Here is a 26,765-nt window from a genome sequence, read left to right as displayed (position 1 = left end):
GCCCTTTAGGTGGCGATCACAGAGGAGGAGCTCTCCCGACGCAGCCGTGCCGCGGCACGGCGCAGGCGCCGGTCGGGCGGCACCAAGACGCGGATCACCCGCGGCGTGCTGACGCCGCTGCGTATGATGCTGCGCGCCGTGCAGCGCTTCCTCGCGCTGACGCTGTTCTCGAGCCTCACCAACCGCATCATCGTCCTGAACCTCGCGGGCCTCGCCGTGCTTGTGGTCGGGATCCTCTATCTCAACCAGTGGCGGGCGGGCCTGATCGATGCGCGCGTGCAATCGCTGCGCGTGCAGGGCGAGATCATCGCGGCGGCGATCGCCGCCTCGGCCACGGTCGACAGCGACGTCATCACGATCAATCCCGACCGGCTGCTCGATTTCCAGTCGGGCACGCCGATCTCGCCGCTGTCCTTCTTCGATCCGGCGCTCGAATTTCCGATCAATCCCGAACGCGTCGCGCCGCTGCTGCGCAATCTCGTCACCCCCACGCGGACGCGCGCGCGCATTTACGACAAGCAGGGATTGCTGATCCTCGACAGCGCCAACATCTATGCGCGCGGGGACGTGCTGCGCCAGCCTTCGCCGGCGCGCCGGGACGGCTTCTTCCTGACCGACTGGTTCGGCCGGCTGATGACCTGGGTGCCGGGCGACGATTTCCCGCTCTACCAGGAGCACGCCCCTGACGAGGGCATGCGCTATCCCGAAGTCGCGGCGGCGCTCTCGGGCAATGTGGCCGATATCGTGCGGCTCGACGCACAGCGCCAGCTGGTCGTCTCGGTCGCGGTACCGGTGCAGCGCGTGCGGGCGACGGTGGGGGTGCTGCTGCTCTCGACCCAGCCCGGCGAGATCGATGCGATCGTCACCACCGAACGCTGGGGCATCCTGCGGATCGCGCTCATCGCTGGAGCGGTGACGGTGATCCTTTCGCTGCTGCTTGCCGGCACCATTGCCGGGCCCATGCGGCGCCTTTCGGAAGCGGCCGAGCGCGTGCAGGGCTCGATGAACCGGCGCACGGAAATTCCCGATTTCACCGATCGCACCGACGAGGTGGGCCACCTCTCCCGCGCGCTGCGCGCAATGACCGATGCGCTCTACAACCGGATCGAAGCCATCGAGCGGTTCGCGGCGGACGTCGCCCATGAGCTCAAGAACCCGCTGACCTCGCTGCGGAGCGCGGTGGAAACCCTGCCGCTGGCCAAGAACGACAAGGACCGCGCGCGGCTTGCCGAAATCATCCAGCACGACGTTCGCCGGCTCGACCGGCTGATCTCGGACATTTCGAATGCGAGCCGGCTCGATGCCGAGCTGGCGCGCGAAAGCGCCGACCCGGTCGATATCGGCACGCTTTGCGAGACGATGGTCTCGATCCAGGGCGACGTGGCGGCCAAGCGGGAGGTGAAGGTCGTCTACGAGGCGCCCGAGGGTCGGTTCGCGCCGGTGGTGCTCGGCCATGACAGCCGCCTCGCGCAGGTGGTCAGCAATCTGATCGACAATGCGGTCTCGTTCTCGCCGCCCGGCGGCACGGTGCGGGTGGTCGTGACGAGTGGCGAGGACAATGTGGTGATCGCCGTGTCCGACGAGGGCCCGGGCATAAAGGGCGATATCGGCCGCATCTTCCAGCGTTTCTATACCGACCGGCCCGAGGGCGAGAGCTTCGGGGATCATTCGGGGCTCGGGCTTTCGATCTCGCGCCAGATCATCGACGCGCATGGCGGAACGATCAAGGCGGCCAACCGGACCGATCGGTCGGGCGCGCTCTTTACCGTGACGCTCGACCGGGCGCCCGAGGAGCGGGCCGGATTGCGGCTGCGAAAATGAAGCTCGGGACCACCCATGGGACGGGTCTCGTGCTCGGCCGGACGGGGGTTCTCATCCGCGGGGCGTCGGGAGCCGGAAAATCGCTTCTCGCGCTCGAGACGCTTGCGCGCTGGAGCGCGGGCGGACACCGGGCGCTGCTGGTTTCGGACGATCAGGTCGAGCTCTTCGGAGTGGGCGCAGGCCTCGAAATGGCCGCGCCCGCGACCATTGCCGGGCTCATCGAACTGCGCGGCCGCGGCATCGTCAGCCGGCCCTGGTGCGCGCGGGCGCCGCTGCATCTGGTGATCGACCTCGTCGACGCGCTCGAGCGCATGCCCGAGGAAACCGCATTCGAGACCGAGATTGCGGGCGTTGCCCTTCCAAGGGCGCCCATTCCCCGGCGGGGGGTGGTCGATCCGAGCCATCAGGGGCTGCTGCTCGATGAGGCGCTAGCCCAAATCTCGACCAGCGGCAGCGCCATGCGTCAAAAAACCACTTGAACCGGCGCGGTGGCGGGGCAAAACTCCCCTCGCGACCCCCGAGGGGCGTCGACGGCGGGGCGGATGCCCCGTCCATCGCACCGACAAGGACCCGGAGTCCGCCCGATCGACAGCTGTCTCCCGGGTCTTCCGGGGGGCGCGCAGCCCAAGGGATGATGCATGATTGGTCTGGTTCTGGTGACGCATGGCGCGCTCGCCAATGAGTTCAAATCGGCCCTCGAACACGTGGTGGGGCCGCAGGAGTTCTGCGAGACCGTGGCCATCGGCCCCGAGGACGACATGGAGGCGAGGCGCGAGGACATCCTCGCCTGCGTCGATGCGGCCAGTGACGGGGACGGGGTGATCATCCTCACCGACATGTTCGGCGGCACGCCCTCCAATCTCTCGATCTCGGTGATGCAGAACCGCAATGTCGAGGTGATCGCCGGGGTGAACCTGCCCATGCTGGTCAAGCTCGTGCGCGTCAGGGCCGAGCACGACATCAAGACCGCCGTGCGTGAGGCCGCCGAGGCGGGCCGCAAGTACATCACCGTCGCCAATGACGTGCTGGGCAGCTAGGCGAAAACCTCTCCACTTTTCGGCACGCCCGATTATGATGGGGCCATGACCACTGCCGCCAATCCGGGCCGCGCGCTCGCGCAACAATTGACCATCTGCAACCGCAAGGGCCTGCATGCCCGCGCATCCGCGCGCTTCGTGCGGACCGCAGAATGCTTCGATGCAGAGATCAAGGTGACGCGGGACGGAACGACCGTCAACGCGTCCTCGATCATGGGGCTGATGATGCTGGGCGCGGGCCCGGGCTCGACGATCCTGGTTTCGGCCTCGGGCAAACAGGCCCGCGAGGCCCTCGATGCCATTACGGTTCTGGTCAACAATGGCTTTGACGAGGACAGCGAAGGGCTTTCGGCCTGAACCTTGCCGACCGCGCGCCGCTCGGCTAAGCCTTTGGGACAAAAGGGGAGCGGGCAGATGGACAAGCGCAGCATCGCCATTATCGGCATCGGCAAGATCGCCAGGGACCAGCATATTCCGGTGATCGGGAAATCGGACCGCTTCGAACTCGCGGCCACCGTCAGCCAGCGCGGCATCGCCGAAGCCAGCCTGCCCGTCTTCCGCAGCGCGGCCGAACTCTATCGGGAGATGCCGGAGATCGACATCGTCGCGATCTGCACTCCGCCGGGCCCGCGCCACCTGCTGGTGCGCGAGGCGCTGGACGCGGGCAAGCACGTGCTGATGGAAAAGCCGCCCACCCAGACCCTGTCTGAATTCGAGGACCTCGTCCGTCATGGGGAAGCCCGCGGCCTCGTGCTCTTCCAGACCTGGCACAGCCAGTACAACGACGCGGTCGAGCGCACCCGCGAGATCCTCGCCGAGGAGGGCGTGCGCTCGGTCCGCATAGACTGGCGCGAGAGCGTGCGCAAATGGCATCCGGGACAGGACTGGGTCTGGGCGCCCGGCGGGTTCGGGGTCTGCGATCCGGGGATCAATGCCCTCTCCATCTTCACCCGCATCATGCCCATGCCGGTCTTTGTCGAGCATGCGCAGATGGCCGTGCCTGCCAACCGGCAGACGCCCGTCGACGTGGAGATCGGCTTCCGCACCGCCGACGCGCATGGCCCGGCCCTGAGCGCACATTTCAACTGGCTCGAGGAGGATGGCGAGGTCTGGACGATCGCAATCGAGACCGGTACCGGCCGGCAGCTCTCGCTCGAGCGCGGCGGGACGGTGCTGAAGATCGACGGGGAAACCCGGGTTGCCGCACCCTCCGAAGAGTATGAGCGGATCTACGAACGCTTTGCCGAGCTGCTCGACACCGGCCGGAGCGATGTGGACGGCACCCCGCTCAGGCTTCTGGCCGATGCATTCATGATGGCCGAGCGGGTAGAGGCCGAACCGTTCGACTGGTAGCGGGGCTCAGCGTCCAGCCTGGGTCAGCGTCTCCAGATCTTCCTCGGAAAGCTTGAGACTGACGCCGGCCACCAGTGTCTTCAGCTGTTCGAGTGAGGTCGCAGAGGCGATGGGTGCAGTGACCCCCGGCTGGGCGACGAGCCAGGCAAGCGAAATCTCGGCCGGACTTGCCCCAGTGCGGTCCGAGACGGCATCGAGCGCGGCAAGGATGCGGCGCCCCTTGTCGGTATTGTACTTTTCGACCCGCGGACCGCGGGCACCCTTCTTGAAATCCGCATCGGTCCGGTATTTGCCCGTAAGAAAACCGGCAGCGAGACTGAAATAGGGCAGCACGCCGATTTCGAGTTCGATGCAGGCCTGCTGCAGCGGCCCCTCGAAGCTCTCCCGGTCATAGAGGTTGTAGAGCGGCTGCTCGCTCTCATAGCGCGGCAGGGACTTGATGATCGAGATTTCGCGCGCCTCGCGGATCATCTCTGCGGTGTAGTTCGAGGTCCCGATGGCGCGTACCTTGCCCGAGCGCACGAGCACGTCCATCGCCCGCAACGTCTCCTCGTGACCGGTTTCCGGGTCGGGGCGGTGGCACTGATAGAGATCGATGTAGTCGGTCTGGAGCCGGGAGAGCGAGGCCTCGACCGCCTCGCGCACGTAATCGGCCGAGAGGCCCTTCTTGCCGGGCCCCATTTCCGAGCCGAGCTTGGTGAAGAGATGGATCTGGGCGCGATTGCCCCTGCTCTTCATCCAGCGCCCCAGGATCTCCTCGCTGCGACCCTTGCCATACATGTCGGCAGTGTCGATCGCGGTGAAGCCGGCTTCGAGATAGGCGTCGAGCACATCGAAGGCGGCGTCTTCCTCCAGCGTCCATCCCAGCACATTGCCGCCGAACACCAATGGCTCGATGACGAGTTCGGACCGGCCGATCGGGCGTCTCTGCATGAAAGCTCTCCTTGGGGAAGGGTCTGGCGTAAAGCTGGCAAGGGACTAAACGCCCGGATCGGCCATCGGTTCGACCAGGGCCGGACGCCGCGGCGCGCAATGGGCGAGCGCGAGGGTGATGTTGCGCAGCGAACCCCCAAGCGAGATGCTGCTGCCTGGCGGGAGCGGTCCTTCCTCTGAAAGAATGTGTGCGTGGGTGCCCTGCTCGAGCCGGTCGCGCAGCCAGAAGGCGTCGCCCTTGAGCCGGGCACCATAGGGGGTCTCGGTCGCAACCCCGTCGAAAGGTCGCTCTTCCTTGTCGATGGTGATCCGCCAGAGGCCGAGATCGCCACCCGGACGGCTGGTCGTGACATAGAAGCCGACCGAGAAATCGTCCTCGCAGCGCACGACGAGACAGGCATGCTCGCCAGCCGGAGCGTCATCCGCGCAGCCCATGGCCGCACGGTCCCCCTCTCCGGGCAGGGGTGAATAGCTCCATCCCGGCGCCTGCGCGAAAACCGGCAGCGCAGCGCCGGCAATGAGGAGCGTCGCAAGGACGCGTAGGGCTAGCATCAACGGCCTCCTCACCGGGTCGAGGGGCAATCTCAGCAGAGCGCCGCAGGAGACGCAAGAGAATGCCCCGGAACCGCCGCGCCTGCCGCGGATGTGACAGAATTGACCAAATGGTCAAACTCCCCATTGCGCGCGCGAAAAAAACAGGCTTTGTTGGCGACCAAGCTTGCCCGATACGCAATGGCAGGCAGAATTTTCGGGAAATGGGAGACTAAAAGAGATGACATCGGCACTCACCCGTATCGGGGCGGCGCTGCTTGCGAGCTCGATCCTCGTCAGCGCGGCCAGCGCGGAGACCGTTCGCTGGGCACGCGCCAGCGATGCGCTGACCCTCGATCCGCATTCGCAGAACCAGGGCGTGACGCACAATTTTGCGCACCACATCTACGAGACGCTCGTCGACCGCGACGTCGAGGGCAATCTGCAGCCGCGGCTCGCGACCGAATGGGCGGTGAGCGAGGAAGATCCCACCGTCTGGGTCTTCACCCTCCGGCAGGGCGTCACCTTCCATGACGGCGCCGAATTCACCGCCGAAGACGTGGTGTTCTCGCTCGATCGCGCGCGTTCGGAAAAATCCAACATGCGCCAGCTGCATGTGGACGTGGAAAGCGTGACCGCCGTCGACGACCACACGGTCGAAGTGAAGATGGCCGGGCCGAGCCCGCTCTATCCCAACAACCTGACCAACACCTTCATCATGGACAAGACCTGGTCCGAGGCCAATGACGTGGTCGAGGTGCAGGACTATGCCGCCGGCGAAGACAATTACGCGGTGCGCAACACGAACGGCACGGGCCCGTACGTGCTGACCTCGCGCGAAGTGGACGTCCGCAGCGTGCTGACGCTGAACGAGAACCACTGGGCCGAAGAGGCTCCGGCGGTCACCGAGATCATCTATCTGCCCATCGCCGAGAACGCGACCCGTATCGCCGCCCTGCTCTCGGGCGAGGTCGACATCGTACAGGACGTGCCGGTGCAGGACGTGGAGCGCCTCTCCTCGACCGACGGCATCAAGGTCGAGACCGGCCCTGAAAACCGCGTCATCTATTTCGGCTACAAGTTCGGCGAGGAGCCGCTGGCGTCCTCCAACATCACCGACCGCAACCCCTTCAACGATCCGCTGGTGCGCGAAGCCATGCACCTCGCGATCGATCGCGACGCCATCCAGCGCGTCGTGATGCGCGGCCAGTCGATCCCGACCGGCGTCGCCAACCCGCCCTTCGTTGCGGGCTGGACCGAAGAGCTCAACGCCTATTCCGCGCCCGATCTCGAGCGCGCCCGCGAACTGCTTGCCGAAGCCGGCTATCCCGACGGGTTCACCGTGACGCTCGACACGCCCAACAATCGCTACGTCAACGACGAAGCGATCAGCCAGGCCGTCGTCGGCATGCTCGGCCAGATCGGCATCCAGGTGACGCTGGCCTCGCGGCCGGTTGCGCAGCATTCGCCGCTCGTGACCAGCAACCAGACCGATTTCTACCTGCTCGGCTGGGGCGTTCCGACCTTCGACAGCGCCTATGTGTTCAACGATCTGATCCACACCAAGGACGGCAGCTACGGCGCCTACAATGGCGGGCTCTACTCGAACCCCGAGCTCGACGAGATGATCCAGTCGCTCGGCACCGAGGTCGACACCGCCGTGCGTGACGCCACAGTGGCGGAAATCTGGGCGACCGTGCAGGAAGACCGCGTGCTCCTGCCGATCCACAACCAGGTGCTGGCCTATGCGATGCGCGACGACATCACGCTCGCCGTGCATCCGGAGAACCAGCCGATGCTGACCACGGTCACCTTCGGCGAATAGTCCCCGTTAAAACGTCTGAACGCCGCGTCGGAGCGCACCTCCGGCGCGGCGGTTTGGTATCTTGATCGGAGACCACCATGCTGGCCTTCATCCTCCGGCGCCTCGCGCAATCGGTCATCGTCATGCTCGTCGTGGCCCTGATCGCCTTCATGGTCTTCCGCTATGTCGGCGACCCCATCGCTTCGATGGTCGGTGTCGACACGCGTCTCGAAGACCAGGAGATCATGCGCGACCGGCTCGGGCTCAACGACCCGTTCTACGTGCAGTTCGGCCGCTTCATCGGCAATGCGGTGCGCGGCGAATTCGGCATTTCCTATCGCCTGCAGCAGCCGGTGAGCCAGCTCATCCTCGAGCGGCTGCCCGCAACGATCGAGCTGGCCTTCGCCTCGGCGCTGATCGCGCTCGTCTTCGGGGTCGGGCTCGGGGTCTTCACGGCACTCAAGCGCGGCAGCTGGCTTTCGGGCTTCATCATGTCTGCCTCACTCGTCGGCGTATCGCTGCCCACCTTCCTCATCGGCATCGGGCTCATCTACATCTTCGCGGTCGAGCTGCAATGGCTGCCCTCTTTCGGGCGCGGCCAGACGGTGGACCTCGGGTTCTGGCGCACCGGGCTTCTGACCGAATCCGGCCTGCGCTCGCTGATCCTGCCGGCAATCACGCTCTCGCTCTTCCAGCTGACGCTGATCATGCGGCTCGTGCGGGCCGAGATGCTCGAGGTCATGCGCACCGAATACATCCGGTTCGCACGCGCCCGCGGGCTCTCCCAGCGCGCGATCCATTTCGGCCACGCCCTCAAGAACACGCTCGTGCCGGTCATCACCATCACCGGGCTCCAGCTCGGCTCGGTGATTGCCTTTGCGATCGTGACCGAGACGGTCTTCCAATGGCCCGGGGTGGGATCGCTCTTCATCAATTCGGTGCAGGTCGTCGACGTGCCGGTGATGGCCGCCTACCTCATGTTCATCGCGCTCGTCTTCGTCGTGATCAACCTGCTCGTCGACATTCTCTACTACGTGGTCGATCCGCGCCTGCGCGTGGACGCCGCCGGAGGCGCAAAGTAAGCCCATGAGCGAACTCAACACGCCAGGCACGGCCGTGCCCCTCGAACAAAGCCCGATCGCCCCCAAACCGCCGGGGCGGATCCGCCAGGCCCTCGACAGCGACATCGTCTATTCCTACACCCGCTCGCCCGTCACCATCATCGCCTCGATCATTGCGCTCCTGCTGATCCTGATGGCGGTGTTCGCCCCGCTGATCGCCCCCTACAACCCGTTCAATCCGGCGAGCCTCAACCTGATGGACGGGTTCACCCCGCCGAATTCCACGTCGTTCTCGGGCAATTACTTCGCGCTCGGTACGGACCACCAGGGCCGCGACGTGCTCTCGACCATCATGTACGGGCTGCGCGTTTCGCTTTTCGTGGGTGCGCTCGCGACGCTGTTTGCGATGGCCATCGGCATCTCTCTGGGGCTTGCCGCCGGCTATAATGGCGGGACGCTCGATGCGGTGATCATGCGTATCGCGGACATCCAGCTCTCGTTCCCGGCCATTCTCATCGCGCTCCTCATCTTCGGGATAGCGCGCGGGCTCATCCCGCCGAGCCAGCAGGAAGGCGCGGCGGTCTGGGTCCTGATCGTGGCCATCGGGCTTTCGAACTGGGCGCAGTTCGCCCGCACGGTGCGGGGCGCCACCATGGTGGAGCGGCAGAAGGACTATGTGTCCGCCGCCCGGATCATGGGCGTGCACCCCATCGTCATCCTCGTGCGCCATGTTCTGCCCAATGTAATGGGGCCGGTGCTGGTCATCGCCACCATCGGGCTTGCGCTCGCCATCATCGAGGAGGCGACGCTCTCCTTCCTCGGGGTCGGCGTTCCGCCCACCCAGCCTTCGCTCGGGACGCTGATCCGGATCGGCCAGCAATTCCTGTTCTCGGGCGAATGGTGGATCCTGCTCTTCCCCGCCATAACGCTCATCCTGCTCGCGCTTTCGGTCAACCTTCTGGGCGACTGGCTGCGCGATGCCCTCAACCCCAAGTTGCGCTGATGGCCGAACCCGTTCTCTCGGTTAAGAACCTGACCGTCCAGTTCCCCACGCGACGTGGGGTGCTGACGGCCGTGGACGACATCTCGTTCGACATCATGGCTGGCGAAGTGCTGGGCGTGGTGGGTGAATCGGGCGCTGGCAAATCCATGACCGGCGCCGCCGTCATCGGGCTCATCGAGCCTCCCGGGCGCATTTCGGGCGGAGAAATCCGGCTCAAGGGCGAAAGGATCGACAACATCGCGCCGGACGCGATGCGCGCCATTCGCGGGCGCCGGATCGGCATGATCTTCCAGGATCCGCTGACCTCGCTCAACCCGCTCTACCGGATCTCCCAGCAGATCATCGAGACGATCCGCACCCATCTGCATGTGGGCGAAGCCGAAGCGAGAAAGCGCGCGATCAAGCTTCTCGATGATGTCGGCATTCCGGATGCGGCCCGGCGGATCGACGATTATCCGCACCAGTTTTCGGGCGGGATGCGCCAGCGCGTGGTGATCGCGCTTGCGCTCTGCGCGGAGCCGGACCTCGTGATCGCCGACGAGCCGACCACCGCGCTCGACGTTTCGGTGCAGGCCCAGATCATCGATGTGATGAAGGAGCTCTGCCGGGAGCGCAATGCCGCCATCATGCTCGTCACCCACGACATGGGCGTGATCGCCGAGACCGCCGATCGGGTGGCGGTGATGTATGCGGGCCGGCTCGCCGAGATCGGGCCGGTGCGGGACGTCATCAAGAACGCCTTCCATCCTTATACGCAGGGGCTGATGGGCTCGATCCCCTCGCTCACCACCGATCTCGACCGGCTGCTGCAGATCCCCGGTTCGATGCCGCGGCTCTCGGCCATTCCCAAGGGCTGTCCGTTCAACCCGCGCTGCCCGAAAGTCTTCGACCGCTGCCGCATCGAGCGGCCCGATGCCGATCCGGTAGCTCCGGACCGTCGGGTCGCCTGCTGGCTTTATCCCGAGGTGACGCCCGCATGAGCGCCCCCCTTCTCGACGTTCGGCACCTTTCGCGCCGGTTCGACGTCTCCAAACCCTGGCTCAACCGCGTGATCGAACGCATTCCGCGCGTGCACGTGCGGGCCGTCGATGATGTGAGCTTCGAGATCGCCAAGGGCGAAACCTTTGCGCTGGTTGGAGAATCGGGCTCGGGCAAGTCCACCATCGCGCGGCTCATCGTCGGGCTTCTCAAGCCGTCCGACGGCGAGATCATCTTTGATGGCAAGTCGCTTGCGCGCGGGCTCAAGGGCGCGGAAGCCCGGCGGCTGCGGCGCCGCTTCCAGATGATCTTTCAGGATCCCTTCGCAAGCCTCAATCCGCGCTGGCGGGTGACCGAGATTGTTGCGGAGCCGCTCAAGGTCTTCAATACCCACAAATCCGATCGCGAGCGGCGCAAGCGGGTGGGCGAACTGCTGAGCCTCGTGGGGCTTTCACCCGAAGACGGGGCGAAGTTTCCCCACCAGTTCTCCGGGGGGCAGCGGCAGCGCGTGGCCATCGCCCGGGCCCTGGCGGCAAACCCCGAATTCATCGTCTGTGACGAGCCGACATCGGCGCTCGACGTTTCAGTCCAGGCACAAATCCTCAATCTGATGAAGGACTTGCAGGCCGAATTCGGGCTCACTTACGTCTTCATCTCGCACAATCTGTCGGTCGTGCGGCACATGGCGAACCGGATCGGCGTGCTCTATCTCGGGCGGCTCGTGGAGGTCGCGCCATCGCACGATCTCTTTGCCCGGCCGCAGCACCCCTATACCCGGATGCTGCTCGATGCGGTGCCCGATGTCGAGATGACCGGACGCCGGCGCAAGAAGGTGGAGGGAGAGATCCCCTCCCCGCTAAACCCCCCATCCGGCTGCGCTTTCAACCCCCGCTGCCCGTTCGCCAATGAGCGCTGCCGCATCGAAGTGCCGGCGCTGAAGCCATGGCGCGGGCAGCCCGTGGCATGCCACGGGATCGAGGAGGGCCGGATCCCGGACGGGCCCGCTCAGCCGATCGCGAGCGTCACTGCGCCATAGGCGAGGACGCCGAGGCCGAGGAACCAGAAGCTGCCGTCCCGCTCGGGCGGCAGCTCTTCTCTCAATACATTCAATATGATACCGCCGCCGAGAAAGGCGAGGAGCAGGGCTATCGCCTGCGCGCCGAGCAGCGTCATCGCACCGGCAAGCGCGCCGACCAGCACGGAGCCCGCCAGCACCCAGCGGCCCCAACGGGCGTAGCGCGCCTTGTGGTGAACCGCGAAGCGGCGATCATTCACGAGGAAATGCAAGGACATAGCGAGGGCGAAGGGCCAGGGGGACTGGCCTTCGACGAGGCCACCCGCCATTAGCAGATAGCCGACCAGGCCGTTATAGAGGGCGAAGGCGGTGAGGTGGAGGCGGAAGGCGAAGGGTGACGGGGTATCGTCCGAGCTCTCCTTGCGCGAAATTTTCACAGCATGTTCAAGGCCATAGAAGACGACGAGGCCCAAAAGTGCGGCCGAGAAGAGGAGGCGCTCGCCCCCCAGCGGGCCGGTCTCGGCGAAGTGCTCATATTCCGCGGCCGCGAGTTCGGGGAGCAGGTGGAGGAAGACGTAAGCTATTGCAATTCCACCAGAAATCGAGACGAGCGGACTGCGTGGGGCGCGCGCGTGGAAGCCGAGCAGCGGCGTCAGCACATGCAGGGCGGCGAGAAAAAGCGCGGCGATGAAAGGACTTGGCATGATTTCTCCCCGGAAACGCGGCCAGTGTCGCAGCGCCCGGTAGCGGGGACAAGCCTGCCCCAAACCCACCACAATCGAAGCGCTCAGCTTCACTTCGGGGCATCAAATTTGATGGAAATTACACAAAATGCGCATCATTTACGTGATCTGCGCGCTGCTCGTTGCCGTCGGCATTGCGGGGGCGGGATTTTTCGTCGGCGAGAGCCTGGTTGAGAGCCGTCAGCCGCTGCGACTGGTGACGGTGAAGGGGCTCGCCGAACGCGACGCCCAGGCCGATCTCGGCTTCTGGCCGATCAAGTTCACCGCGACCGCCCCGACGCTCGAGGGCGCGCGGACCGCGCTCGAGACCTCGGAAGGCGCCGTACGGAGTTTCCTTAATGCGCGCGGGTTCACCGAGGACGAGATCGCGGTCCAGAACATCATCGTCGAGGACCGGCTGGCCGGCTACAACGCGGCGGGCACGCCCGAGGACGCGCGGTTCGTTCTGACCGAGGAAATGCTGGTGACGACGGGCAAGGTAACCGAGCTCGCCGACGCCTCGCGCAATGTCGCGGACCTCCTGCGCGCCGGGGTCGTCATGTCGTCGGACGCCTATTCGGGCGGCGCGTCCTTCGTCTTTACCGGGATCAATGCGCTCAAATCGGAAATGCTGACCGAGTCGACGGCACGGGCGAAGGAAACGGCCGACCAGTTCGCCCGGGAATCCGGCGCGCAGGTGGGCAATATCCAGACGGCCAACCAGGGCGTCTTCGAAGTGCTGCCCGCGGTGGAAATTCCCAATGACCGGCCCGAAAAGCAGATCGGCAAGAAGGTGCGGGTGGTGACGACGATCACCTATTTCCTCACCGACTGAGCGCTCACCATCTGTTGTAGCGCGCCCGGGGCCCGCCGGGTTGGACCGGGCGGCCGGGCGCGCTAGAACGGGGCATGCGCATGCTGCCGCTCATCATGATCGTCCTGCTGCTCGCCGGGTTTGCCGCGCGGCCGGCGGTGGCCAATGCGATTTTTGCCTGCGATGCGCCGCTCATCGAAACCGCAATGGTTCTCGAGACCGCCGCTGCGGACGAGGCGCCCGCGTCGCCAGGGCTTTTCGGGCAGGCCTGCCACATCATCGGGGTGATGCCTGCGAGCCTCGTGCTGCTGCCGGACGGACGGCACGTGCGCCCCGAAGGCCATGCGCTCGCCGAGGGGCTTGCCCACCCGCCCCATGCGCCGCGTCGGCCGCCGCGAGGCTGAGCCCCACCGCCTTCTTCGTTTTTCCCTGCACTTTCAGGAGGGTGGCCCCAGCGGCTGCCGGACCATTCATGACGCAATTTCATCTGACGCGCCGGGCGATGATGCTCGGCGGCCTCGGGCTTGCCGCAACGACGCTCGCCGCCTGCACCACCACCGGCGCGCCGCGCCCTGAGGCACCGGCAGCGCCGGCCTTTCCTGCGCCCGGGCCCGAATATCTCTCCATGTACGGCCCCCTGCCCGCCGAACGCTTTCCCGTCCCGCGGGCGCGGATCGAAACCATCGACCCCACCTATTGGCGCCAGGAAGTGGACAACCCGACCGGGGAACCGGCCGGCGTCGTCGTCGTCGATACGCCCAACCGCTTCCTCTACTGGACGCTGCCGGGCGGCAAGGCGATGCGCTATGGCGCGGGGATCGGCCGGGACGGGTTTGCCTGGGGCGGACGGGCCCGCATCGCCTACAAGCGCGAATGGCCGCGCTGGACTCCGCCGGCGGCGATGATCGCCCGCCAGCCTGAGCTCGAGCCCTATCGCAACGGCATGGAGCCGGGGCTGGAAAACCCGCTCGGCGCCCGCGCGCTCTATATCCACGACAGCAGCGGGGACACGCTCTATCGCGTGCACGGCACGAGCGAGGAATGGTCGATCGGCAAGGCGGTGTCGTCCGGCTGCGTCAGGCTTCTCGCCCATGACGTGATCGACCTGCACGCCCGCGTGCCGGACGGGACGCCGATTCTGGTGCGGCAGTAGGGGGCCGGTGGGTGGGGCCTTTACCCCCACCTAGCCTCCCCCTGACAGGGGGAGGGATGGATCGGGGGTGGGGCGGGATTTGGTGCCAAGCACAGGGCTGCTCCTCCCCCTCCTTCAGGGGGAGGTTGGGTGGGGGTTTCCTGTCGAGGCGCACGCCAGCGTCTGCTCAAAGACTTGCTTGTCAGAAGGCTGATTGTCAGTAATTCTATTGTACGGACAATGGGGGCAATAATGTCATTTCGAGAAACAGTTGCTGATCTGGCAAAACGAGCGATCAGTGCTCAGGCAATAGCGCAAACGGAAGAGGCGACGAAGAATGCCATCGTCATGCCGTTCTTGCGGGTGCTGGGTTTTGATGTTTTTGACCCCGCGCAGGTGATCCCAGAGTTCGTTGCCGACCTCGGGCTCAAGAAGGGAGAAAAGATCGATTACGCCGTTAAAATTGCCGATCGCATCGAATACCTGGTGGAAGCGAAGTCCGTTTCCACCAACCTGCGGGATGCCCAATACAGCCAGCTGTTCCGATATTTTCACGCATGCGACGCTAATATCGGCATTCTGACCAACGGGCTGCAGATCTGGTTCTTCACCGATCTCGAAGCGCCCAACAAGATGGACGCCACACCCTTCTTCAAGTTCGACCTGCTGGCCTATGACGAGAATGATCTCAAGGAACTGGAGAAGTTCCACAAGGATCAGTTCAGCATAGACAATATCCGCACAGCGGCGTCGTCCCTAAAATATCTGCGGGCAACAATGCGATTTATCGAGGCCCAATGGAATGCGCCGACCGAGGAGTTCGTCCGGTTCGTGGCACGCGACTTTTACGATGGCAAAGTGACCTCAGCCGTGGTGGAGGCCCTGCGACCGATCACCAAGCGCGCGTTCGACGATCTCTTCCGCCAACGCGCACGGCAGCGCATCGACCACGCTTTCGATGGCGGTGAGGAAGAGACGCTGCCGACGGTGGATGCAGAAGGGCTCAAGATCGAGACCACGCCTGAAGAAATGCGCGGCTTCATGATCGTCCAGGCAATCGCGTCGGAACTGGTGCCTGTCAACCGCGTCGTTATTCGGGATGCGCAATCCTATTGCGCGGTGCTCTTTGACGACAACAACCGCAAGCCGATCCTGCGGCTACACTTCAACGGCAAGAACAAGTTTGTCACGCTGTTCAACGCGGAAAAGCAGAGCACGCGACACGACATTGGGCAGGTGGAGGATCTCTATCAGTTACGGGATCCGCTGCGGTCGCTGATCGGACATTACGCCTCTTAGAGAATTGGGGCTGTCGGGCCTCGTCTACCGTCGCCTTTACCCCCACCTAGCCTCCCCGTGATAGGGGGAGGGATGGATCGGGGGTGGGGCGGGGTTGGCGGATAGCACCGGGCGGCTCCTCCCCCTATCAGGGGGAGGTGGGGTGGGGGTTACTTCCTTCGCTGCCTCTCTCGGCTGAGGTCTGGATTGATCCGAGCTGGCGGGGCCTTGGGCCTTACCCCCACCTAGCCTCCCCCTGATAGGGGGAGGGATGGATCGGGGGTTGGGCGGGGTTTGGCGCCAAGCGCAGGACTGCTCCTCCCCCTATCAGGGGGAGGTTGGGTGGGGGTTTTCACGGGGAAAGTCCGTGCTAGCGTTGGCCATGAGCGATCGGATTTCTTTTGCGCGGGGATTGCGGCGGGAGCAGACGCCGGCGGAGCGGCGGTTCTGGCGGATCGTTCAGCCATGGCGCGCGCAGGGGTGGCACTTTCGGCGGCAATCGCCGGTTGGGCCATATGTGGCCGATTTCCGATGCACGCGGGCGGGGCTGATCGTCGAGATCGATGGTGACGATCATTATTTCGCCGATGGACGGGCGCGTGATCTGGTGCGGACCGCTTATCTCGAGCGACGCGGCTATCGGGTACTGCGGTTCAGCAATCTCGAAGTGATGGAAAATGCCGAGGGGGTGTTCGAGGTGATGCGGAAAGTGCTGGGCGAGCCGGGGGGATAGCTCGGTGCCTGGGGCCTTACCCCCACCTAGCCTCCCCCTGATAGGGGGAGGGACGGATCGGGCCTGGGGCGCCGATCCCGGACAGGCACCGCACTGCCCCTCCCCCTGACAGGGGGAGGGACGGATTGGGGGTGGGGCAGGACTTGAGGGCAAGCACCGGGTTGCTCCTCCCCCTGTCAGGGGGAGGTGGGGTGGGGGTAGGCCCCTAATGCGCCTCGTCCCAGTTGGTCGCGGCGTGCGCATCCACCTGGATGGGGATGGAAAAGCGGATGGCGGGTTCGGCGGCGGTTTGCATGATGTCGGTGATGACGGGGATGGCCTTGTCGGCGGTGCCTTCGGGGATTTCGAAGATCAGCTCGTCATGGACCTGCAGCAGCATGTCGGCCTCGATCTTCGCGGCCTTGAGGCCAGGCTCCATGCGGATCATGGCGCGGCGGATGAGGTCCGCTGCCGTGCCCTGGATGGGGGCGTTGATCGAGGCGCGTTCGACGAAGGCGCGTTCGGCGGGGTTTTTCGAGTTGGCGTTGGGGAAGAGGATTTTCCGCCCGAAGAGGGTCGTGACGAAGCCCTCCGATTTCACGCGGCGGCGCATTTCTTCCATATAGTCGCGGATGCCGGGGAAGCGCTCGAAATAAGTCTTGATGTAGTCGCCCGCCTCGCCGCGCGGAATGCCGAGCTGGTTGGCGAGGCCGAAGGCGGAAATGCCGTAGATGATGCCGAAATTGATCGCCTTGGCGCGGCGGCGGATTTCGGACGGCATGCCCTCGATCGGCACCTTGAACATTTCGGACGCCGTCATCGCGTGAATGTCGAGCCCTTCCTCGAAGGCGTCCTTGAGGGCCTGGATATCGGCGATGTGGGCGAGGATGCGCAGTTCGATCTGGGAATAGTCGGCGCTGACCAACTCATTGCCGGGGGCGGCGACGAAGGCGGTGCGGATCTTGCGGCCATCCTCGGTGCGGATGGGGATGTTCTGCAGGTTCGGATCGTTGGAGGACAGCCGCCCGGTCAGCACCGAATGCTGGGAATAGGTGGTGTGGACCCGGCCGGTGCGCGGATTGATGTAGCCGGGCAGCGCATCGGTGTAGGTGCCCTTCAATTTGGTGAGGCCGCGCCAGTCGACGATGACCTTGGCGAGCGGCACGTTTTCGCGCGCGGCGAGATCTTCGAGGACGCCCGCACCCGTCGCCCACTGGCCCGATTTGGTGCGCGTGCCGCCGGGGAGGCCGAGCTTGCCGAAGAGGATGTCGCCCAATTGCTTGGGTGAGCCGAGGTTGAACTTTTCGCCCGCCAGCTCGTGCGCCTCGGCCTCGAAGGCGGCGGCGCGCTGGGCGAAATCGCCCGAAAGCCGCGCAAGGATCTGCCGATCAACCGAAATGCCGCGCGCTTCCATGCGGGCAAGGACGGGGGCGAGCTTGCGCTCGAGCGTCTCGTAGACGGCGGTGGCGTTTTCCGGGACCAGCCGGGCCTTCAATATGTGCCAGAGGCGGAGCGTGATGTCGGCATCTTCGGCGCCATAGCGGGCGGCATCGGGGATGGGCACCTGGGCGAAGGTTTTCTGCGATTTGCCCGAGCCCAGGAGATCCTTGATCGGGATGCCCTCATGGCCGAGCCAATGCCGGGCGAGCTCGGCCATGGTGTTGAACTGCGGACCATCGAGCGCATAGGACAAGAGGATCGTGTCGTCGAACCCTTCGACCGGGAGGCCGAAGCGGCAGAGGACGCCGTGATCATACTTGAAATTGTGGAAGATCTTGAGGATCGAGGGATCGGCAAGGAGCGGGGCGAGGAGCGCGATGGCGTCCTTCATCTCCATCTGGCCCTCGGCATGGCCACCACCGAAAATGTCGCCCTCGCCCGAGACGTGCCCGAGCGGGATGTAGGCGGCCTGGCCGGGGGCGAGTGCCAGCGAGATACCGACGAGATCGGCAGCCTGATTGTCGAGCCCGGTGGTTTCGGTGTCGATGGCGACATGGCCCTGCTGGCGGGCGCCGGCGATCCAGGCGGCGAGCGTCTCGGGGTCGGTGATGGTGGTATAGGCGTCGAGATCGAAGGGGATGGCGCGGATCGCCTCATGGGTGCGATGGGCGTGGAGCACGGCGGGGGCATCGGCCTTGCCGTCGGCGGCGTGGCGGGCAGCACGGGCCTCGGCGCGGGCGGCATTGTCGAAGCCGACGGCGGAGACGGGCTTGGCGGCAAGCGCGGGATCGGCCTCCCAGGCGTCGGGATCGGCATCGAGGAGGGCGGCGAGGCGCTTGGTGATGGTGGTGAATTCCATCGCCTTCAAAAACGGGATCAGCGTGCCCGGATCGATCGGCTGGCGGGCCAGCGCATCGAGCTCGAGGGGGAGCGGGACATCCTGGCTCAGCGTCACGAGCTGCTTTGAGATGCGCGCGAGATCGGCATTGTCGATCAGCTTCTGGCGGCGGGCGGGCTGCTTGATCTCCTCGGCGCGCGACAGCAGGGTTTCGAGATCGCCATAGGTGTTGATCAGCTCGGCCGCGGTCTTGACCCCGATGCCGGGGACGCCCGGGACGTTGTCGACGCTGTCCCCGCAGAGCGCCTGTACCTCGATGACCTTGTCGGGGGTGACGCCGAATTTGGCGAAGACCTCTTCAGGGCCGATCCAGCGCAGCGGGGGCTGGCCGGGGCGGGGGATGGTGTCGAGCATGCGGATCGAGCCATCGGGCTCGATCAGCTGCATCAGATCCTTGTCCGAGGAGACGATGGTGACCTTGCCGCCGGCGCGGCGGGCGGCGCAGGCGTAGGTCGCGATGATGTCGTCGGCCTCCCAGCCCTCGAGCTCGATCGGGGGAATGGAGAAGGCACGGGTGGCGTCGCGCGTCAGGGGGAATTGCGGGGCGAGGTCTTCGGGCGCGGGGGGGCGGTGGGCCTTGTACTCGCCATAGAGTTCGTTGCGGAAGCTCTTGGCGGAATGATCGAAGATCACCGCCATGTGGGTGGGCTCGTCCTCGCCCTTCAGGTCCTCGGTCAGCTTGAAGAGCATGTTGCAAAAGCCCGAGACGCACCCGACCGGCAGCCCGTCCGACTTGCGCGTCAAAGGCGGCAAGGCGTGGTAGGCGCGGAAAATATAGGTCGAGCCGTCAACGAGCAGCAGATGCATCAGGTGATTCCAGTGAGGTCGGGACGAGGGGCACATTAGGGGGTTCGGGCGCCCAAGCGAAGGGGCAAGCGGACGCGATTAATCTCGATCATGGCGGGAACCGCAGCCCGACTGCCGCATTTGCACCTGAAGGCGGCGCGCTGGCCCGAGCACGCGCCTTTCGTTTATCCCGTTTCCAACCCGGTCCGGACATGCTGGCGATCAACCTCATTCCCTCTTGCGACCCGAACGCCGCGAGGGCGCTGCATGAATAGCCTCATCGACGAGCACGACGACACCAAGGCGCGGATCGGCATTGCGGGGCTCGACGACGTGCTCTCGGGTGGGCTGGCGCGTGGGCATCTCTATCTCGCCGAAGGCGCGCCGGGGACGGGCAAGACGACGCTGGCGCTGCAATTCCTGCTCGAAGGGGCAGGACGCGGGGAGACCGGGCTCTACATCACGCTTTCGGAAACGACGGACGAGCTCAAGCTCGCCGCGCGCTCGCATGGCTGGACGCTCGATGGGAAATTCGAGATTTTCGAGCTGACCCCGCCCGAGACATTGCTCGATCCCGACCAGCAGCAGAGCCTGCTCTATTCCTCCGAACTCGAGCTCGGGGAGACGACGCAGGCGATCTTTGCGGCGGTGGAACGGCTGAAGCCGGAGCGGATCGTGCTCGACAGCCTCTCGGAGATCAGGCTGCTCGCGCAGAGTTCGCTGCGCTATCGCCGGCAGATCCTGGCCATCAAGCATTATTTCGCGCGCCAGGGCGCGACGGTGCTGATGCTGGACGATCTGACGAGCGAAGGCATGGACAAGACCGTGCACAGCGTTGCCCATGGGGTGGTGCGGCTCGAAGAGTTGACGCCCGAATATGGTGCGGAGCGGCGGCGGCTGCGGGTGCTCAAGTACAGGGCGCAGCCCTTCCGCGGCGGATTTCACGATTTCACCATAAGGCGTGGCGGGGTGGAGGTGTTCCCCCGGCTGGTTTCGGCAGAGCACCATGCCGATTTCGCCCATGAGGAGCTCAAGAGCGACAATCCGGCGCTCGATGCGCTTCTGGGCGGCGGGGTCGAGCGCGGGTCGAGCTGCATCGTCCTCGGGCCCACCGGCGCGGGCAAATCGCTCGTGACGCTGCAATTCGTGTCCTCGGCGATCGCACGGGGCGAGAAGGCCGCGATGTTCGTCTTCGACGAGGAGCTCGGGCTGCTCATGCGGCGTGCCGGCGCGGTGGGGGTGGATCTGGAGCGCTTCCGGGCCTCGGGCGCGCTCGCGATCGAACAGGTGGACGCGGCCGAACTGTCGCCGGGTGAATTCGCCCACAGGGTGCGGGCGCGGGTCGAGGAGCTCGGCGCGCAGACCGTGGTGATCGACAGTCTCAATGGCTACCAGGCCGCGATGCCGGCGGAAAATGCGCTCTTGCTGCACATCCACGAGCTTCTGCAATTCCTCAACCGGCGCGGCGCGACGAGCTTCATCACCGTGGCCCAGCATGGACTGGTCGGGGACATGAAATCGCCCGTCGACATCACCTATCTCGCTGACACGGTGATCCTGCTGCGCTATTTCGAGGCGTCGGGACGGGTGAGGCGCGCCATGTCGGTGGTCAAGAAGCGCGATGGGGACCATGAGGACACCATCCGCGAATACAAGATCACGCGCGAGGGCCTCGTCATCGGGCCGGCACTGAGCGATTTCCAGGGCGTGCTTCGGGGCGTGCCCACCTATACCGGCGATCAGGCGCCGCTGATGGGAGAGCAATAGGCGTGAATGCGTCTGAACGCGTACTGATCCTGACGCCGGGCGGTCGGGATGCGAGCCTTGCACGGACCCTGCTGCGCGAAGCGCAGAAGGAAGCCGAAAGCTGCGCCGATCTCGGCGCCCTGCTCGCCGGGCTCAAGGGCGGGGCGGGCACGGCGGTGATCGCCGACGAGGCGTTGCGCGAGGGCGACGTGACGGCGCTCAAGAACTGGGTTGCCAACCAGCCGAGCTGGTCGGATTTTCCCTTCGTCTGCCTCTCTCAGCGCGGGGGCGGGCCGGACCGCAATCCGGTGCTCGCCCAGATCAATGCGCTCTTGGGCAATGTCATCTTCCTCGAGCGACCTTTCCATCCCGCAGCGCTGGTGACGGCGGTCGAGAACGGGCTGCGGGCGCGCCGCCGGCAATATCAGGCGCGGGCCAATCTCGACGCGCTCAGTGCCAATGAAAAGCGCCTCTCGCTCGCGCTCGGCGCCGGCCGGTTCGGCACCTTCCAGCTCGACATCGCGACGAGGACGCTCGAGTGCTCGGGCCTCTGCAAGGCTCATTTCGGGCGGCAGGCGGATGGCGAACTCGATCTTCCGGCCCTGATCGGGAGTGTTGCCGAGGACCAGCGCGGCGAGATCGAGCGTGCGCTCACCGTCGATCTCAGCGCGGGCAAGGACATCGCGTTCGACGTCCGGATCACCTGGCCCGACGGGAGCGTGCACTGGGTCGAGATGCGCGCAGGCGTGCTGCCCGACCGCTATGGGCGCGCCGTTACGCTTTCGGGCGTGACGTCTGACGTCACGGACCGCAAGGCGGTGGAAACCGACCGGGAGAGCCTGCTCGAGGCTCTCGCCATCGAGCGCGAGCACACCCAGCAGGCGCTGCGCGGGGAGAAGGCGTTTTCGGGCCTCCTGATGAGCTCGGTGCCGGCCGGGATCGTCGCCTATGACCACGAGCTTGCCATCGCCACCTGGAACCCGGTGATGGAGCGGCTGGTGGGGCTGACCGAACGCGAGGTGGTCGGGCGCAGGCTCTCGGAGGTGATTGCCGAGGACGTGATGGAAGCGATGCGCCCGCGCGTCGAGAAGGCGCTCGGAGGCGAGGCGGGCCCGATCGAGGAGCTGGAATTTGCGAGCGAGCACGGGCCCTCGCTCTGGCTCGAGACCCAGCACGCGCCGCTTTCGGGTGGCGATGGACAGATCGCAGGCGGGGTCGCCTTCTTTCGGGACGTGACGGAGCGGCGGCGGGCCGAGGAACAGCTGCGGCAGGCCCAGAAGATGGAGACCATCGGCCAGCTGACCGGCGGGGTGGCGCACGACTTCAACAATCTTCTCGCTGCGGTGCTCGGCAATCTCGAGCTTCTCGCCAAGAAGATACCGCCCGAGCCGGCACTGCAGCGCCATATCGACGGGGCGATGCAGGGCGCGCGGCGCGGCGCATCGCTGACCCAGCGCCTGCTCGCCTTTGCGCGGCGGCAGGATCTGAAACCCGAGCCGACCGACCTTTCGAGCCTGCTCGAGGGGATGCGCGCCTTGATGGAGCGCTCGCTCGGCCCGCTGATCGCCATCGATTACGACATCGAGGACGGGCTGCCCCCGGCAACGGTGGACCCCAACCAGCTCGAACTGGCGGTGCTCAACCTTGCGGTCAATGCGCGCGACGCCATGCCCGAGGGCGGGCAACTGGTCATTCGGCTCGACAAGCGCGAGCCTCGCCGCAGTTTGGGCCTATTCGGCTCTTATGTGCGTCTATGCGTGGAAGACAGTGGCGAGGGCATGGATGCCGAGACGCTGCAACGCGCAATAGAACCGTTCTTTTCGACCAAGGAATTGGGTAAAGGTACGGGACTGGGCCTGTCCATGGTCCATGGACTGGCAGTGCAACTGGGCGGGGCACTGAACCTCTACAGCGAAGTGGGTCGCGGGACCATCGCTGAACTCTGGCTGCCGGTTTCGGCCGGGCCGATCGAACACGTCAAGGAGCCTGTTGCCATGAACGAAGCTGCGCCCCGCTCGCGCATTCTGGTCGTCGACGACGATGCGCTGATCGCGATGAACACGGTGGACATGGTGGAGGACCTCGGCCACACGGTGCTCGAGGCGTATTCGGGCAAGCAGGCGCTCGAAATTCTGCAAAGCGACGCGGAGATCGACGCGATCATCACCGACTATGCCATGCCCGGCATGACCGGGGTGGAGCTGGCCAACCGCGCGCGCGAAATCCGGCCCGGCCTGCCGATCCTGCTCGCGACAGGCTATGCAGACCTGCCCTCGGGCACGACGACGGATCTGCCGCGGCTGGGCAAGCCCTATCAGCAGCGCGATCTCTCCGAGCAGCTCTCGCGGCTCCTGACCCAGCGCGAGGCGAGCGCAGGGGGCTGAAAGCCCTGCCACTCCCGGCGGGGAGCGGTTGCGTACCGGCGCTTTAACGCGCGCCGGCCCGTGCTATGGTCGGGAAAACCGGCCAAGGAGAGCATCACCTTTTGAACGCGTCATCGCCGGCCATCGACATCGCTGCGATCTTCGAGGCCTCGCCCAATCCCTATGTGCTGCTCGATCCCGGTCTCAGGATCGTGGAGATGAATGCCGCCTATCTCGCGGTGACCCATCGCACGCGCGAGGAGATCATCGGGCGCAACATCTTCGAGGCGTTTCCGAGCGCGCCGGGGTCCGAGAGCGAGCAGATGCTTCGCGCCTCGCTGCAGCGGGTGCTCGACACGGGCGAAGCGGACAATCTGGCGCTGATTCCCTACCCCATCCGGCTGCGCGACGGCACGATGGGTCTGCGCTACTGGAGCGCGACCCATACGCCCCTCAAAGGCCCCGACGGCAAGTTGCGCCATATCTTGCAGCACACGGTGGACGTGACCGAGCTCGAGGAGCTGCGCGCCGCCAACGAGGCGCTTGCCCGGCAGCGCGAGGACGGCATGCGCCGGCGCGCCGCCGCGGTGCAGGCCGAAAACGTGGTGCTGGCTGCCGAGACCCAGCAATTGCGCACGCTCTTCGAGCAGGCGCCGAGCTTCATGGCGGTCCTGTGGGGGTCCGATTACGTGTTCGCGCTCGCCAACGCCGCCTATCACCGGATCACCGGGCATCGGCAGATCCTCGGCCTTCCGCTGCGCGAGGCGCTGCCCGAGATCGAGGGCCAGGGCCTGTTCGAGGTGCTCGACCGGGTGCGCGAGACCGGCGAGCCCTTCATCGGCCGGGATTTTCCGGTGATGCTGCAGACCGCGCCCGACGCGCCGCTCGAGGAGCGTAGGCTCGACTTCGTCTACCAGCCGATCCTCGGGCCGATGGGCAGCGTGCTCGGGATTTTCGTGCAGGGGCACGACATTACCGACCAGAAGCAGGCCGAGCGGGCACTGGCGCGCCAACAGGAGCTGATGCGGCTCGCCCAGGAGGCGGGCGGGGTCGGCACGTTCGAATGGGATATCGAGAGCGGGCTCGTGATGGGCTCGCCGACCTTCCGCCGGCTCTACGGGCTCGACGAGGTCGGGGGCGCCGTGCCGGCGGCCCATTTTGCGACGATCGTGCATCCGGAGGATCGCGAGCAGCTCGCCGTGGCCGAGGACGGACAGCCGATCGAGGACCGGCTACGGACCGAATATCGCGTCGTGACGCCTGGCGGGATACGCTGGATCGGCCGGCAGGGCGAGATCGTGCGCGATGAGGAGGGGCGGCCGGTGCGTGTCGTGGGCGCGGCCTACGACATCACCGAGCGCAAGGAAAGCGAGACCCAGATGCGCCTGCTCATGCAGGAGCTGGCGCATCGGGTGAAGAACATGCTGGCCATGGTCGGCGCGATCACGACGCAGACGCTGCGCAATGCCAGCGACATCGCGACCGCGCGCGAGGCGATCGATGCGCGGCTGCTCGCGCTGTCACGGGCGCAGGATGCGCTGACGGCGGGCAAGGGCGCGAGCGCGCCGATCCACGAGGTGGTCGAAGGCGCGGCGCGGCTCTTGGGCGCGGACGATTTCTCGCGCTTTTCGATCCACGGGCCCGACCTGCTGCTGCCGCCCAAGACGGCGCTGGGGCTCGGGCTGCTGCTACATGAACTGGGGACCAACGCCATCAAATATGGCGCGCTTTCGGGCCGAAGCGGGCGGGTACGGATCGAATGGCGGCTGCCCGACCGGGAGACCGGCAAGACGCGCTTCAGCTGGGAAGAAACGGGCGGGCCGGCCGTAACCCCGCCCGAGCGCAAGGGGTTCGGCAGCCGGCTCATCGAGCGCGGGCTCGTCGGCTATCTCGGCGGGCCGGTCAGCCTCGACTATGCACCGCACGGGGTGCGGTGCAGCGTGGAACTGGCGCTGACCCAGGAAGACTAGGCGAGGCCCCTGCGCGGGGGCCTCGAGGCTCAGCGCAGGCCCGCCTCGTCGAGCAGGCCCTTGCGCTTGGCATCGTAGTAATAGCCGCGCGAATAGAGGCGCACCGCCTGGTCCTCGTTACGGTCGCCCACGATGTAGGCGCCGCGCAGATATTTCACCGCATAGTTGAGATTGGTCTCGGCATCGAGGAGGCCCGTCGCTTCGCCGCGATAGCCCATGGTGCGGGCCGTGGCGTGCTGGATCTGCATGAGCCCGAGGTTCGGGCCATTGCGGGCGCGGGGATTGTAATTGCTCTCGCGCCGGACGACGCGGTGGACGAGGGATTCGGGCACCCCGTGCATGGCCGAATATTTGGCGATCAGCCCGTCGAGCTCGCGCTCGGTGCGCGGCCCGGCAGGCAGGGTGCGGGAGGCGGGGACGGGCGCGGCATAGGCGGCGACCGTGGGGGTGGTCGAGCGGATCATGCCGAGCTGGTCGCTCGAACAGGCCGCGAGGAAAAGCGGCAGCACGAGGCCCGCAGTGACAAGGCGCGAAAGGTTCATTCACATACTCGCAACAGAAGACGGCCCGGCCGTCCGCAGAACGTCTCACTTCCCCCGAGCCCGATCCATACCAGAGGAGCGGTGATTTTGGAACCCGTCGGCGCGCGCGCGCCTTTGGGGCGGGCCGGAAAGCTGCTATGAGCGCGCCCATGCCCCAGCCGAGCCCCCAGACCTTCATCTACACCCCGCCCACCGAGCCCTGGATCGACCCGGTGGCGGTGGACGACGACATCGTCGTGCTCAACAAGCCGAGCGGGCTCCTCAGCGTCGCGGGCCGGGATCCGGCGCTGGCCGATTGCCTGCAGGCGCGGGTGCGCGAGCGGTTTCCGACTGCGACCATGGTGCACCGGCTCGACAAGGACACGTCGGGCATCGTGGTGATGGCGCGCCACAAGGGGGCGCTCGCCCATATCGGGCAGCAGTTCGAAAAGCGCGAGACCGAAAAGCGCTATATCGCGCGGGTGTGGGGCGAGGTGCGCGAGGAGGAAGGGCTCATCGACCTGCCCCTCGGGGTGGACTGGGCGAACAAGCCGCGCCAGCGGGTCGACAGGGAAACGGGACGGCCCGCGCAGACCCGCTATCGGGTGACGGGGCGCGAGGGGGGGATCACGCGGCTCGAGCTCGTGCCGCTGACCGGGCGGACGCACCAATTGCGCGTGCACCTGCTTGCCATCGGCCACCCGATCCTCGGGGATGCGTTCTATGCCGAGGGCGAAGTGCTGGCGGCGGCCGACCGGCTGCAGCTGCATGCGCAGATGCTGGGCTTCCGGCACCCGGCCGATGGGAGCATGCGCGGCTACAGCGCGCCCTGCCCGTTCTGAGCGCG

Annotated in this window: 23 protein-coding genes and 1 pseudogene; 19 read left to right on the top strand and 5 right to left on the bottom strand. The window is 66.0% G+C overall.

The window, feature by feature from the left end:
- The first annotated feature begins 9 nt into the window (after positions 1 to 9).
- The 5 genes from EMQ25_RS13300 (at position 10) to EMQ25_RS13280 (ending at position 4,211) form a co-directional block, all read left to right on the top strand.
- Complete coding sequence (locus tag EMQ25_RS13300; protein ID WP_342210656.1) at positions 10 to 1,821, top strand: stimulus-sensing domain-containing protein; 1,812 nt, start codon at positions 10 to 12, stop codon at positions 1,819 to 1,821.
- Entirely contained in the window at positions 1,818 to 2,300 is a 483-nt protein-coding gene (locus tag EMQ25_RS13295; RefSeq protein WP_127189064.1) for an HPr kinase/phosphorylase, read from the top strand. The genes EMQ25_RS13300 and EMQ25_RS13295 overlap by 4 nt, the downstream gene beginning before the upstream one ends.
- Positions 2,301 to 2,459: 159 nt before the next feature.
- Entirely contained in the window at positions 2,460 to 2,858 is a 399-nt protein-coding gene (locus EMQ25_RS13290; protein WP_127189063.1) for a PTS sugar transporter subunit IIA, read from the top strand.
- A gap of 45 nt (positions 2,859 to 2,903) precedes the next feature.
- Complete coding sequence (locus EMQ25_RS13285) at positions 2,904 to 3,215, top strand: HPr family phosphocarrier protein (protein WP_127189062.1); 312 nt, start codon at positions 2,904 to 2,906, stop codon at positions 3,213 to 3,215.
- A gap of 57 nt (positions 3,216 to 3,272) precedes the next feature.
- Complete coding sequence (locus tag EMQ25_RS13280) at positions 3,273 to 4,211, top strand: Gfo/Idh/MocA family protein (RefSeq protein ID WP_127189061.1); 939 nt, start codon at positions 3,273 to 3,275, stop codon at positions 4,209 to 4,211.
- A 6-nt stretch (positions 4,212 to 4,217) separates the two neighbouring features.
- Here the strand turns inward: EMQ25_RS13280 and EMQ25_RS13275 are convergent, their stop codons facing one another.
- Together EMQ25_RS13275 and EMQ25_RS13270 are read right to left on the bottom strand one after the other, a co-directional pair.
- Positions 4,218 to 5,144, bottom strand: coding sequence for an aldo/keto reductase (locus EMQ25_RS13275; RefSeq protein WP_127189060.1), 927 nt, complete (start codon positions 5,142 to 5,144; stop codon positions 4,218 to 4,220).
- Positions 5,145 to 5,189: 45 nt separating this feature from the next.
- Positions 5,190 to 5,696, bottom strand: a complete 507-nt coding sequence (locus tag EMQ25_RS13270) for a hypothetical protein (protein WP_127189059.1) — start codon at positions 5,694 to 5,696, stop codon at positions 5,190 to 5,192.
- Between the two features lie 220 nt (positions 5,697 to 5,916).
- Here EMQ25_RS13270 and EMQ25_RS13265 point away from each other — a divergent pair, with 220 nt between their 5' ends.
- From EMQ25_RS13265 to EMQ25_RS13245, 5 genes are all read left to right on the top strand, one after another.
- Entirely contained in the window at positions 5,917 to 7,500 is a 1,584-nt protein-coding gene (locus EMQ25_RS13265; protein WP_127189058.1) for an ABC transporter substrate-binding protein, read from the top strand.
- Between the two features lie 77 nt (positions 7,501 to 7,577).
- Positions 7,578 to 8,561, top strand: coding sequence for an ABC transporter permease (locus tag EMQ25_RS13260; RefSeq protein WP_127189057.1), 984 nt, complete (start codon positions 7,578 to 7,580; stop codon positions 8,559 to 8,561).
- Between the two features lie 4 nt (positions 8,562 to 8,565).
- Positions 8,566 to 9,543, top strand: a complete 978-nt coding sequence (locus EMQ25_RS13255) for an ABC transporter permease (RefSeq protein WP_127189056.1) — start codon at positions 8,566 to 8,568, stop codon at positions 9,541 to 9,543.
- Positions 9,543 to 10,523 carry an ABC transporter ATP-binding protein gene (locus EMQ25_RS13250; RefSeq protein ID WP_127189055.1) on the top strand — a complete coding sequence of 327 codons (981 nt, stop codon included), beginning with the start codon at positions 9,543 to 9,545 and terminating at the stop codon, positions 10,521 to 10,523. The genes EMQ25_RS13255 and EMQ25_RS13250 overlap by 1 nt, the downstream gene beginning before the upstream one ends.
- Positions 10,520 to 11,557: an ABC transporter ATP-binding protein gene (locus EMQ25_RS13245; protein WP_127189054.1), complete on the top strand. Its 1,038-nt coding sequence runs from the start codon at positions 10,520 to 10,522 to the stop codon at positions 11,555 to 11,557. Before EMQ25_RS13250 ends, EMQ25_RS13245 begins: the two co-directional genes overlap by 4 nt.
- On the opposite strand, the gene EMQ25_RS13240 is transcribed toward EMQ25_RS13245, so the two are convergent.
- On the bottom strand, positions 11,527 to 12,240 hold the full coding sequence (locus tag EMQ25_RS13240) for a hypothetical protein (protein WP_127189053.1): 714 nt from the start codon (positions 12,238 to 12,240) through the stop codon (positions 11,527 to 11,529). The two genes, EMQ25_RS13245 and EMQ25_RS13240, sit on opposite strands and share 31 nt — an antisense overlap.
- A gap of 127 nt (positions 12,241 to 12,367) precedes the next feature.
- Between EMQ25_RS13240 and EMQ25_RS13235 the strand changes: the two genes are divergently transcribed.
- From EMQ25_RS13235 to EMQ25_RS13215, 5 genes are all read left to right on the top strand, one after another.
- Positions 12,368 to 13,093: an SIMPL domain-containing protein gene (locus tag EMQ25_RS13235; RefSeq protein WP_127189052.1), complete on the top strand. Its 726-nt coding sequence runs from the start codon at positions 12,368 to 12,370 to the stop codon at positions 13,091 to 13,093.
- 80 nt (positions 13,094 to 13,173) lie between these two features.
- Positions 13,174 to 13,476, top strand: a complete 303-nt coding sequence (locus EMQ25_RS13230) for a hypothetical protein (protein WP_127189051.1) — start codon at positions 13,174 to 13,176, stop codon at positions 13,474 to 13,476.
- A 68-nt stretch (positions 13,477 to 13,544) separates the two neighbouring features.
- On the top strand, positions 13,545 to 14,225 hold the full coding sequence (locus EMQ25_RS13225) for a L,D-transpeptidase (protein ID WP_127189050.1): 681 nt from the start codon (positions 13,545 to 13,547) through the stop codon (positions 14,223 to 14,225).
- A gap of 231 nt (positions 14,226 to 14,456) precedes the next feature.
- Positions 14,457 to 15,503, top strand: a complete 1,047-nt coding sequence (locus EMQ25_RS13220) for a type I restriction enzyme HsdR N-terminal domain-containing protein (RefSeq protein ID WP_158626078.1) — start codon at positions 14,457 to 14,459, stop codon at positions 15,501 to 15,503.
- Positions 15,504 to 15,753: 250 nt separating this feature from the next.
- Positions 15,754 to 16,215, top strand: a complete 462-nt coding sequence (locus EMQ25_RS13215) for an endonuclease domain-containing protein (protein ID WP_342210650.1) — start codon at positions 15,754 to 15,756, stop codon at positions 16,213 to 16,215.
- Positions 16,216 to 16,420: 205 nt separating this feature from the next.
- Here EMQ25_RS13215 and polA read toward each other — a convergent pair whose 3' ends face one another.
- The gene (gene polA / locus EMQ25_RS13210) at positions 16,421 to 19,339 is read right to left on the bottom strand and encodes a DNA polymerase I (protein WP_127189047.1); all 2,919 of its coding nucleotides are present in this window, start codon (positions 19,337 to 19,339) and stop codon (positions 16,421 to 16,423) included.
- A gap of 246 nt (positions 19,340 to 19,585) precedes the next feature.
- Between polA and EMQ25_RS13205 the strand changes: the two genes are divergently transcribed.
- The 3 genes from EMQ25_RS13205 to EMQ25_RS13195 all read left to right on the top strand — a co-directional run bounded on the left by EMQ25_RS13205 (position 19,586) and on the right by EMQ25_RS13195 (position 25,397).
- Entirely contained in the window at positions 19,586 to 21,085 is a 1,500-nt protein-coding gene (locus tag EMQ25_RS13205) for an ATPase domain-containing protein (RefSeq protein ID WP_127189046.1), read from the top strand.
- A 2-nt stretch (positions 21,086 to 21,087) separates the two neighbouring features.
- Positions 21,088 to 23,448 carry a hybrid sensor histidine kinase/response regulator gene (locus EMQ25_RS13200; RefSeq protein WP_192895667.1) on the top strand — a complete coding sequence of 787 codons (2,361 nt, stop codon included), beginning with the start codon at positions 21,088 to 21,090 and terminating at the stop codon, positions 23,446 to 23,448.
- A 101-nt stretch (positions 23,449 to 23,549) separates the two neighbouring features.
- Entirely contained in the window at positions 23,550 to 25,397 is a 1,848-nt protein-coding gene (locus tag EMQ25_RS13195) for a PAS domain-containing protein (RefSeq protein WP_158626077.1), read from the top strand.
- 29 nt (positions 25,398 to 25,426) lie between these two features.
- Here the strand turns inward: EMQ25_RS13195 and EMQ25_RS13190 are convergent.
- Positions 25,427 to 25,834, bottom strand: a pseudogene (locus EMQ25_RS13190) (transglycosylase SLT domain-containing protein); the annotation flags it as partial.
- A gap of 242 nt (positions 25,835 to 26,076) precedes the next feature.
- On the opposite strand from EMQ25_RS13190, the gene EMQ25_RS13185 reads away from it, so the two are divergent.
- Positions 26,077 to 26,760: a pseudouridine synthase gene (locus EMQ25_RS13185; protein WP_244606583.1), complete on the top strand. Its 684-nt coding sequence runs from the start codon at positions 26,077 to 26,079 to the stop codon at positions 26,758 to 26,760.
- The last annotated feature ends 5 nt before the right edge of the window (positions 26,761 to 26,765 follow it).

The sequence above is a fragment of the Arsenicitalea aurantiaca genome, from assembly GCF_003994485.1.
Classification (GTDB): Bacteria; Pseudomonadota; Alphaproteobacteria; order Rhizobiales; family Devosiaceae; genus Arsenicitalea; species Arsenicitalea aurantiaca.
The sequence above is the reverse complement of the archived record's forward strand: the minus strand, read 5'-3'. Positions and strand labels throughout refer to the sequence as shown.

What these genes read in the sequence shown, in the direction of transcription:
- EMQ25_RS13295 (WP_127189064.1), top strand. Translation starts at nt 1,818, where the DNA reads ATGAAGCTCGGGACCACCCATGGGACGGGTCTCGTGCTCGGCCGGACG.
- EMQ25_RS13290 (WP_127189063.1), top strand. Translation starts at nt 2,460, where the DNA reads ATGATTGGTCTGGTTCTGGTGACGCATGGCGCGCTCGCCAATGAGTTC.
- EMQ25_RS13285 (WP_127189062.1), top strand. Translation starts at nt 2,904, where the DNA reads ATGACCACTGCCGCCAATCCGGGCCGCGCGCTCGCGCAACAATTGACC.
- EMQ25_RS13280 (WP_127189061.1), top strand. Translation starts at nt 3,273, where the DNA reads ATGGACAAGCGCAGCATCGCCATTATCGGCATCGGCAAGATCGCCAGG.
- EMQ25_RS13275 (WP_127189060.1), bottom strand. Translation starts at nt 5,144, where the DNA reads ATGCAGAGACGCCCGATCGGCCGGTCCGAACTCGTCATCGAGCCATTG.
- EMQ25_RS13270 (WP_127189059.1), bottom strand. Translation starts at nt 5,696, where the DNA reads ATGCTAGCCCTACGCGTCCTTGCGACGCTCCTCATTGCCGGCGCTGCG.
- EMQ25_RS13265 (WP_127189058.1), top strand. Translation starts at nt 5,917, where the DNA reads ATGACATCGGCACTCACCCGTATCGGGGCGGCGCTGCTTGCGAGCTCG.
- EMQ25_RS13260 (WP_127189057.1), top strand. Translation starts at nt 7,578, where the DNA reads ATGCTGGCCTTCATCCTCCGGCGCCTCGCGCAATCGGTCATCGTCATG.
- EMQ25_RS13255 (WP_127189056.1), top strand. Translation starts at nt 8,566, where the DNA reads ATGAGCGAACTCAACACGCCAGGCACGGCCGTGCCCCTCGAACAAAGC.
- EMQ25_RS13250 (WP_127189055.1), top strand. Translation starts at nt 9,543, where the DNA reads ATGGCCGAACCCGTTCTCTCGGTTAAGAACCTGACCGTCCAGTTCCCC.
- EMQ25_RS13245 (WP_127189054.1), top strand. Translation starts at nt 10,520, where the DNA reads ATGAGCGCCCCCCTTCTCGACGTTCGGCACCTTTCGCGCCGGTTCGAC.
- EMQ25_RS13240 (WP_127189053.1), bottom strand. Translation starts at nt 12,240, where the DNA reads ATGCCAAGTCCTTTCATCGCCGCGCTTTTTCTCGCCGCCCTGCATGTG.
- EMQ25_RS13235 (WP_127189052.1), top strand. Translation starts at nt 12,368, where the DNA reads ATGCGCATCATTTACGTGATCTGCGCGCTGCTCGTTGCCGTCGGCATT.
- EMQ25_RS13230 (WP_127189051.1), top strand. Translation starts at nt 13,174, where the DNA reads ATGCTGCCGCTCATCATGATCGTCCTGCTGCTCGCCGGGTTTGCCGCG.
- EMQ25_RS13225 (WP_127189050.1), top strand. Translation starts at nt 13,545, where the DNA reads ATGACGCAATTTCATCTGACGCGCCGGGCGATGATGCTCGGCGGCCTC.
- EMQ25_RS13220 (WP_158626078.1), top strand. Translation starts at nt 14,457, where the DNA reads ATGTCATTTCGAGAAACAGTTGCTGATCTGGCAAAACGAGCGATCAGT.
- EMQ25_RS13215 (WP_342210650.1), top strand. Translation starts at nt 15,754, where the DNA reads ATGGATCGGGGGTTGGGCGGGGTTTGGCGCCAAGCGCAGGACTGCTCC.
- polA (WP_127189047.1), bottom strand. Translation starts at nt 19,339, where the DNA reads ATGCATCTGCTGCTCGTTGACGGCTCGACCTATATTTTCCGCGCCTAC.
- EMQ25_RS13205 (WP_127189046.1), top strand. Translation starts at nt 19,586, where the DNA reads ATGAATAGCCTCATCGACGAGCACGACGACACCAAGGCGCGGATCGGC.
- EMQ25_RS13185 (WP_244606583.1), top strand. Translation starts at nt 26,077, where the DNA reads ATGAGCGCGCCCATGCCCCAGCCGAGCCCCCAGACCTTCATCTACACC.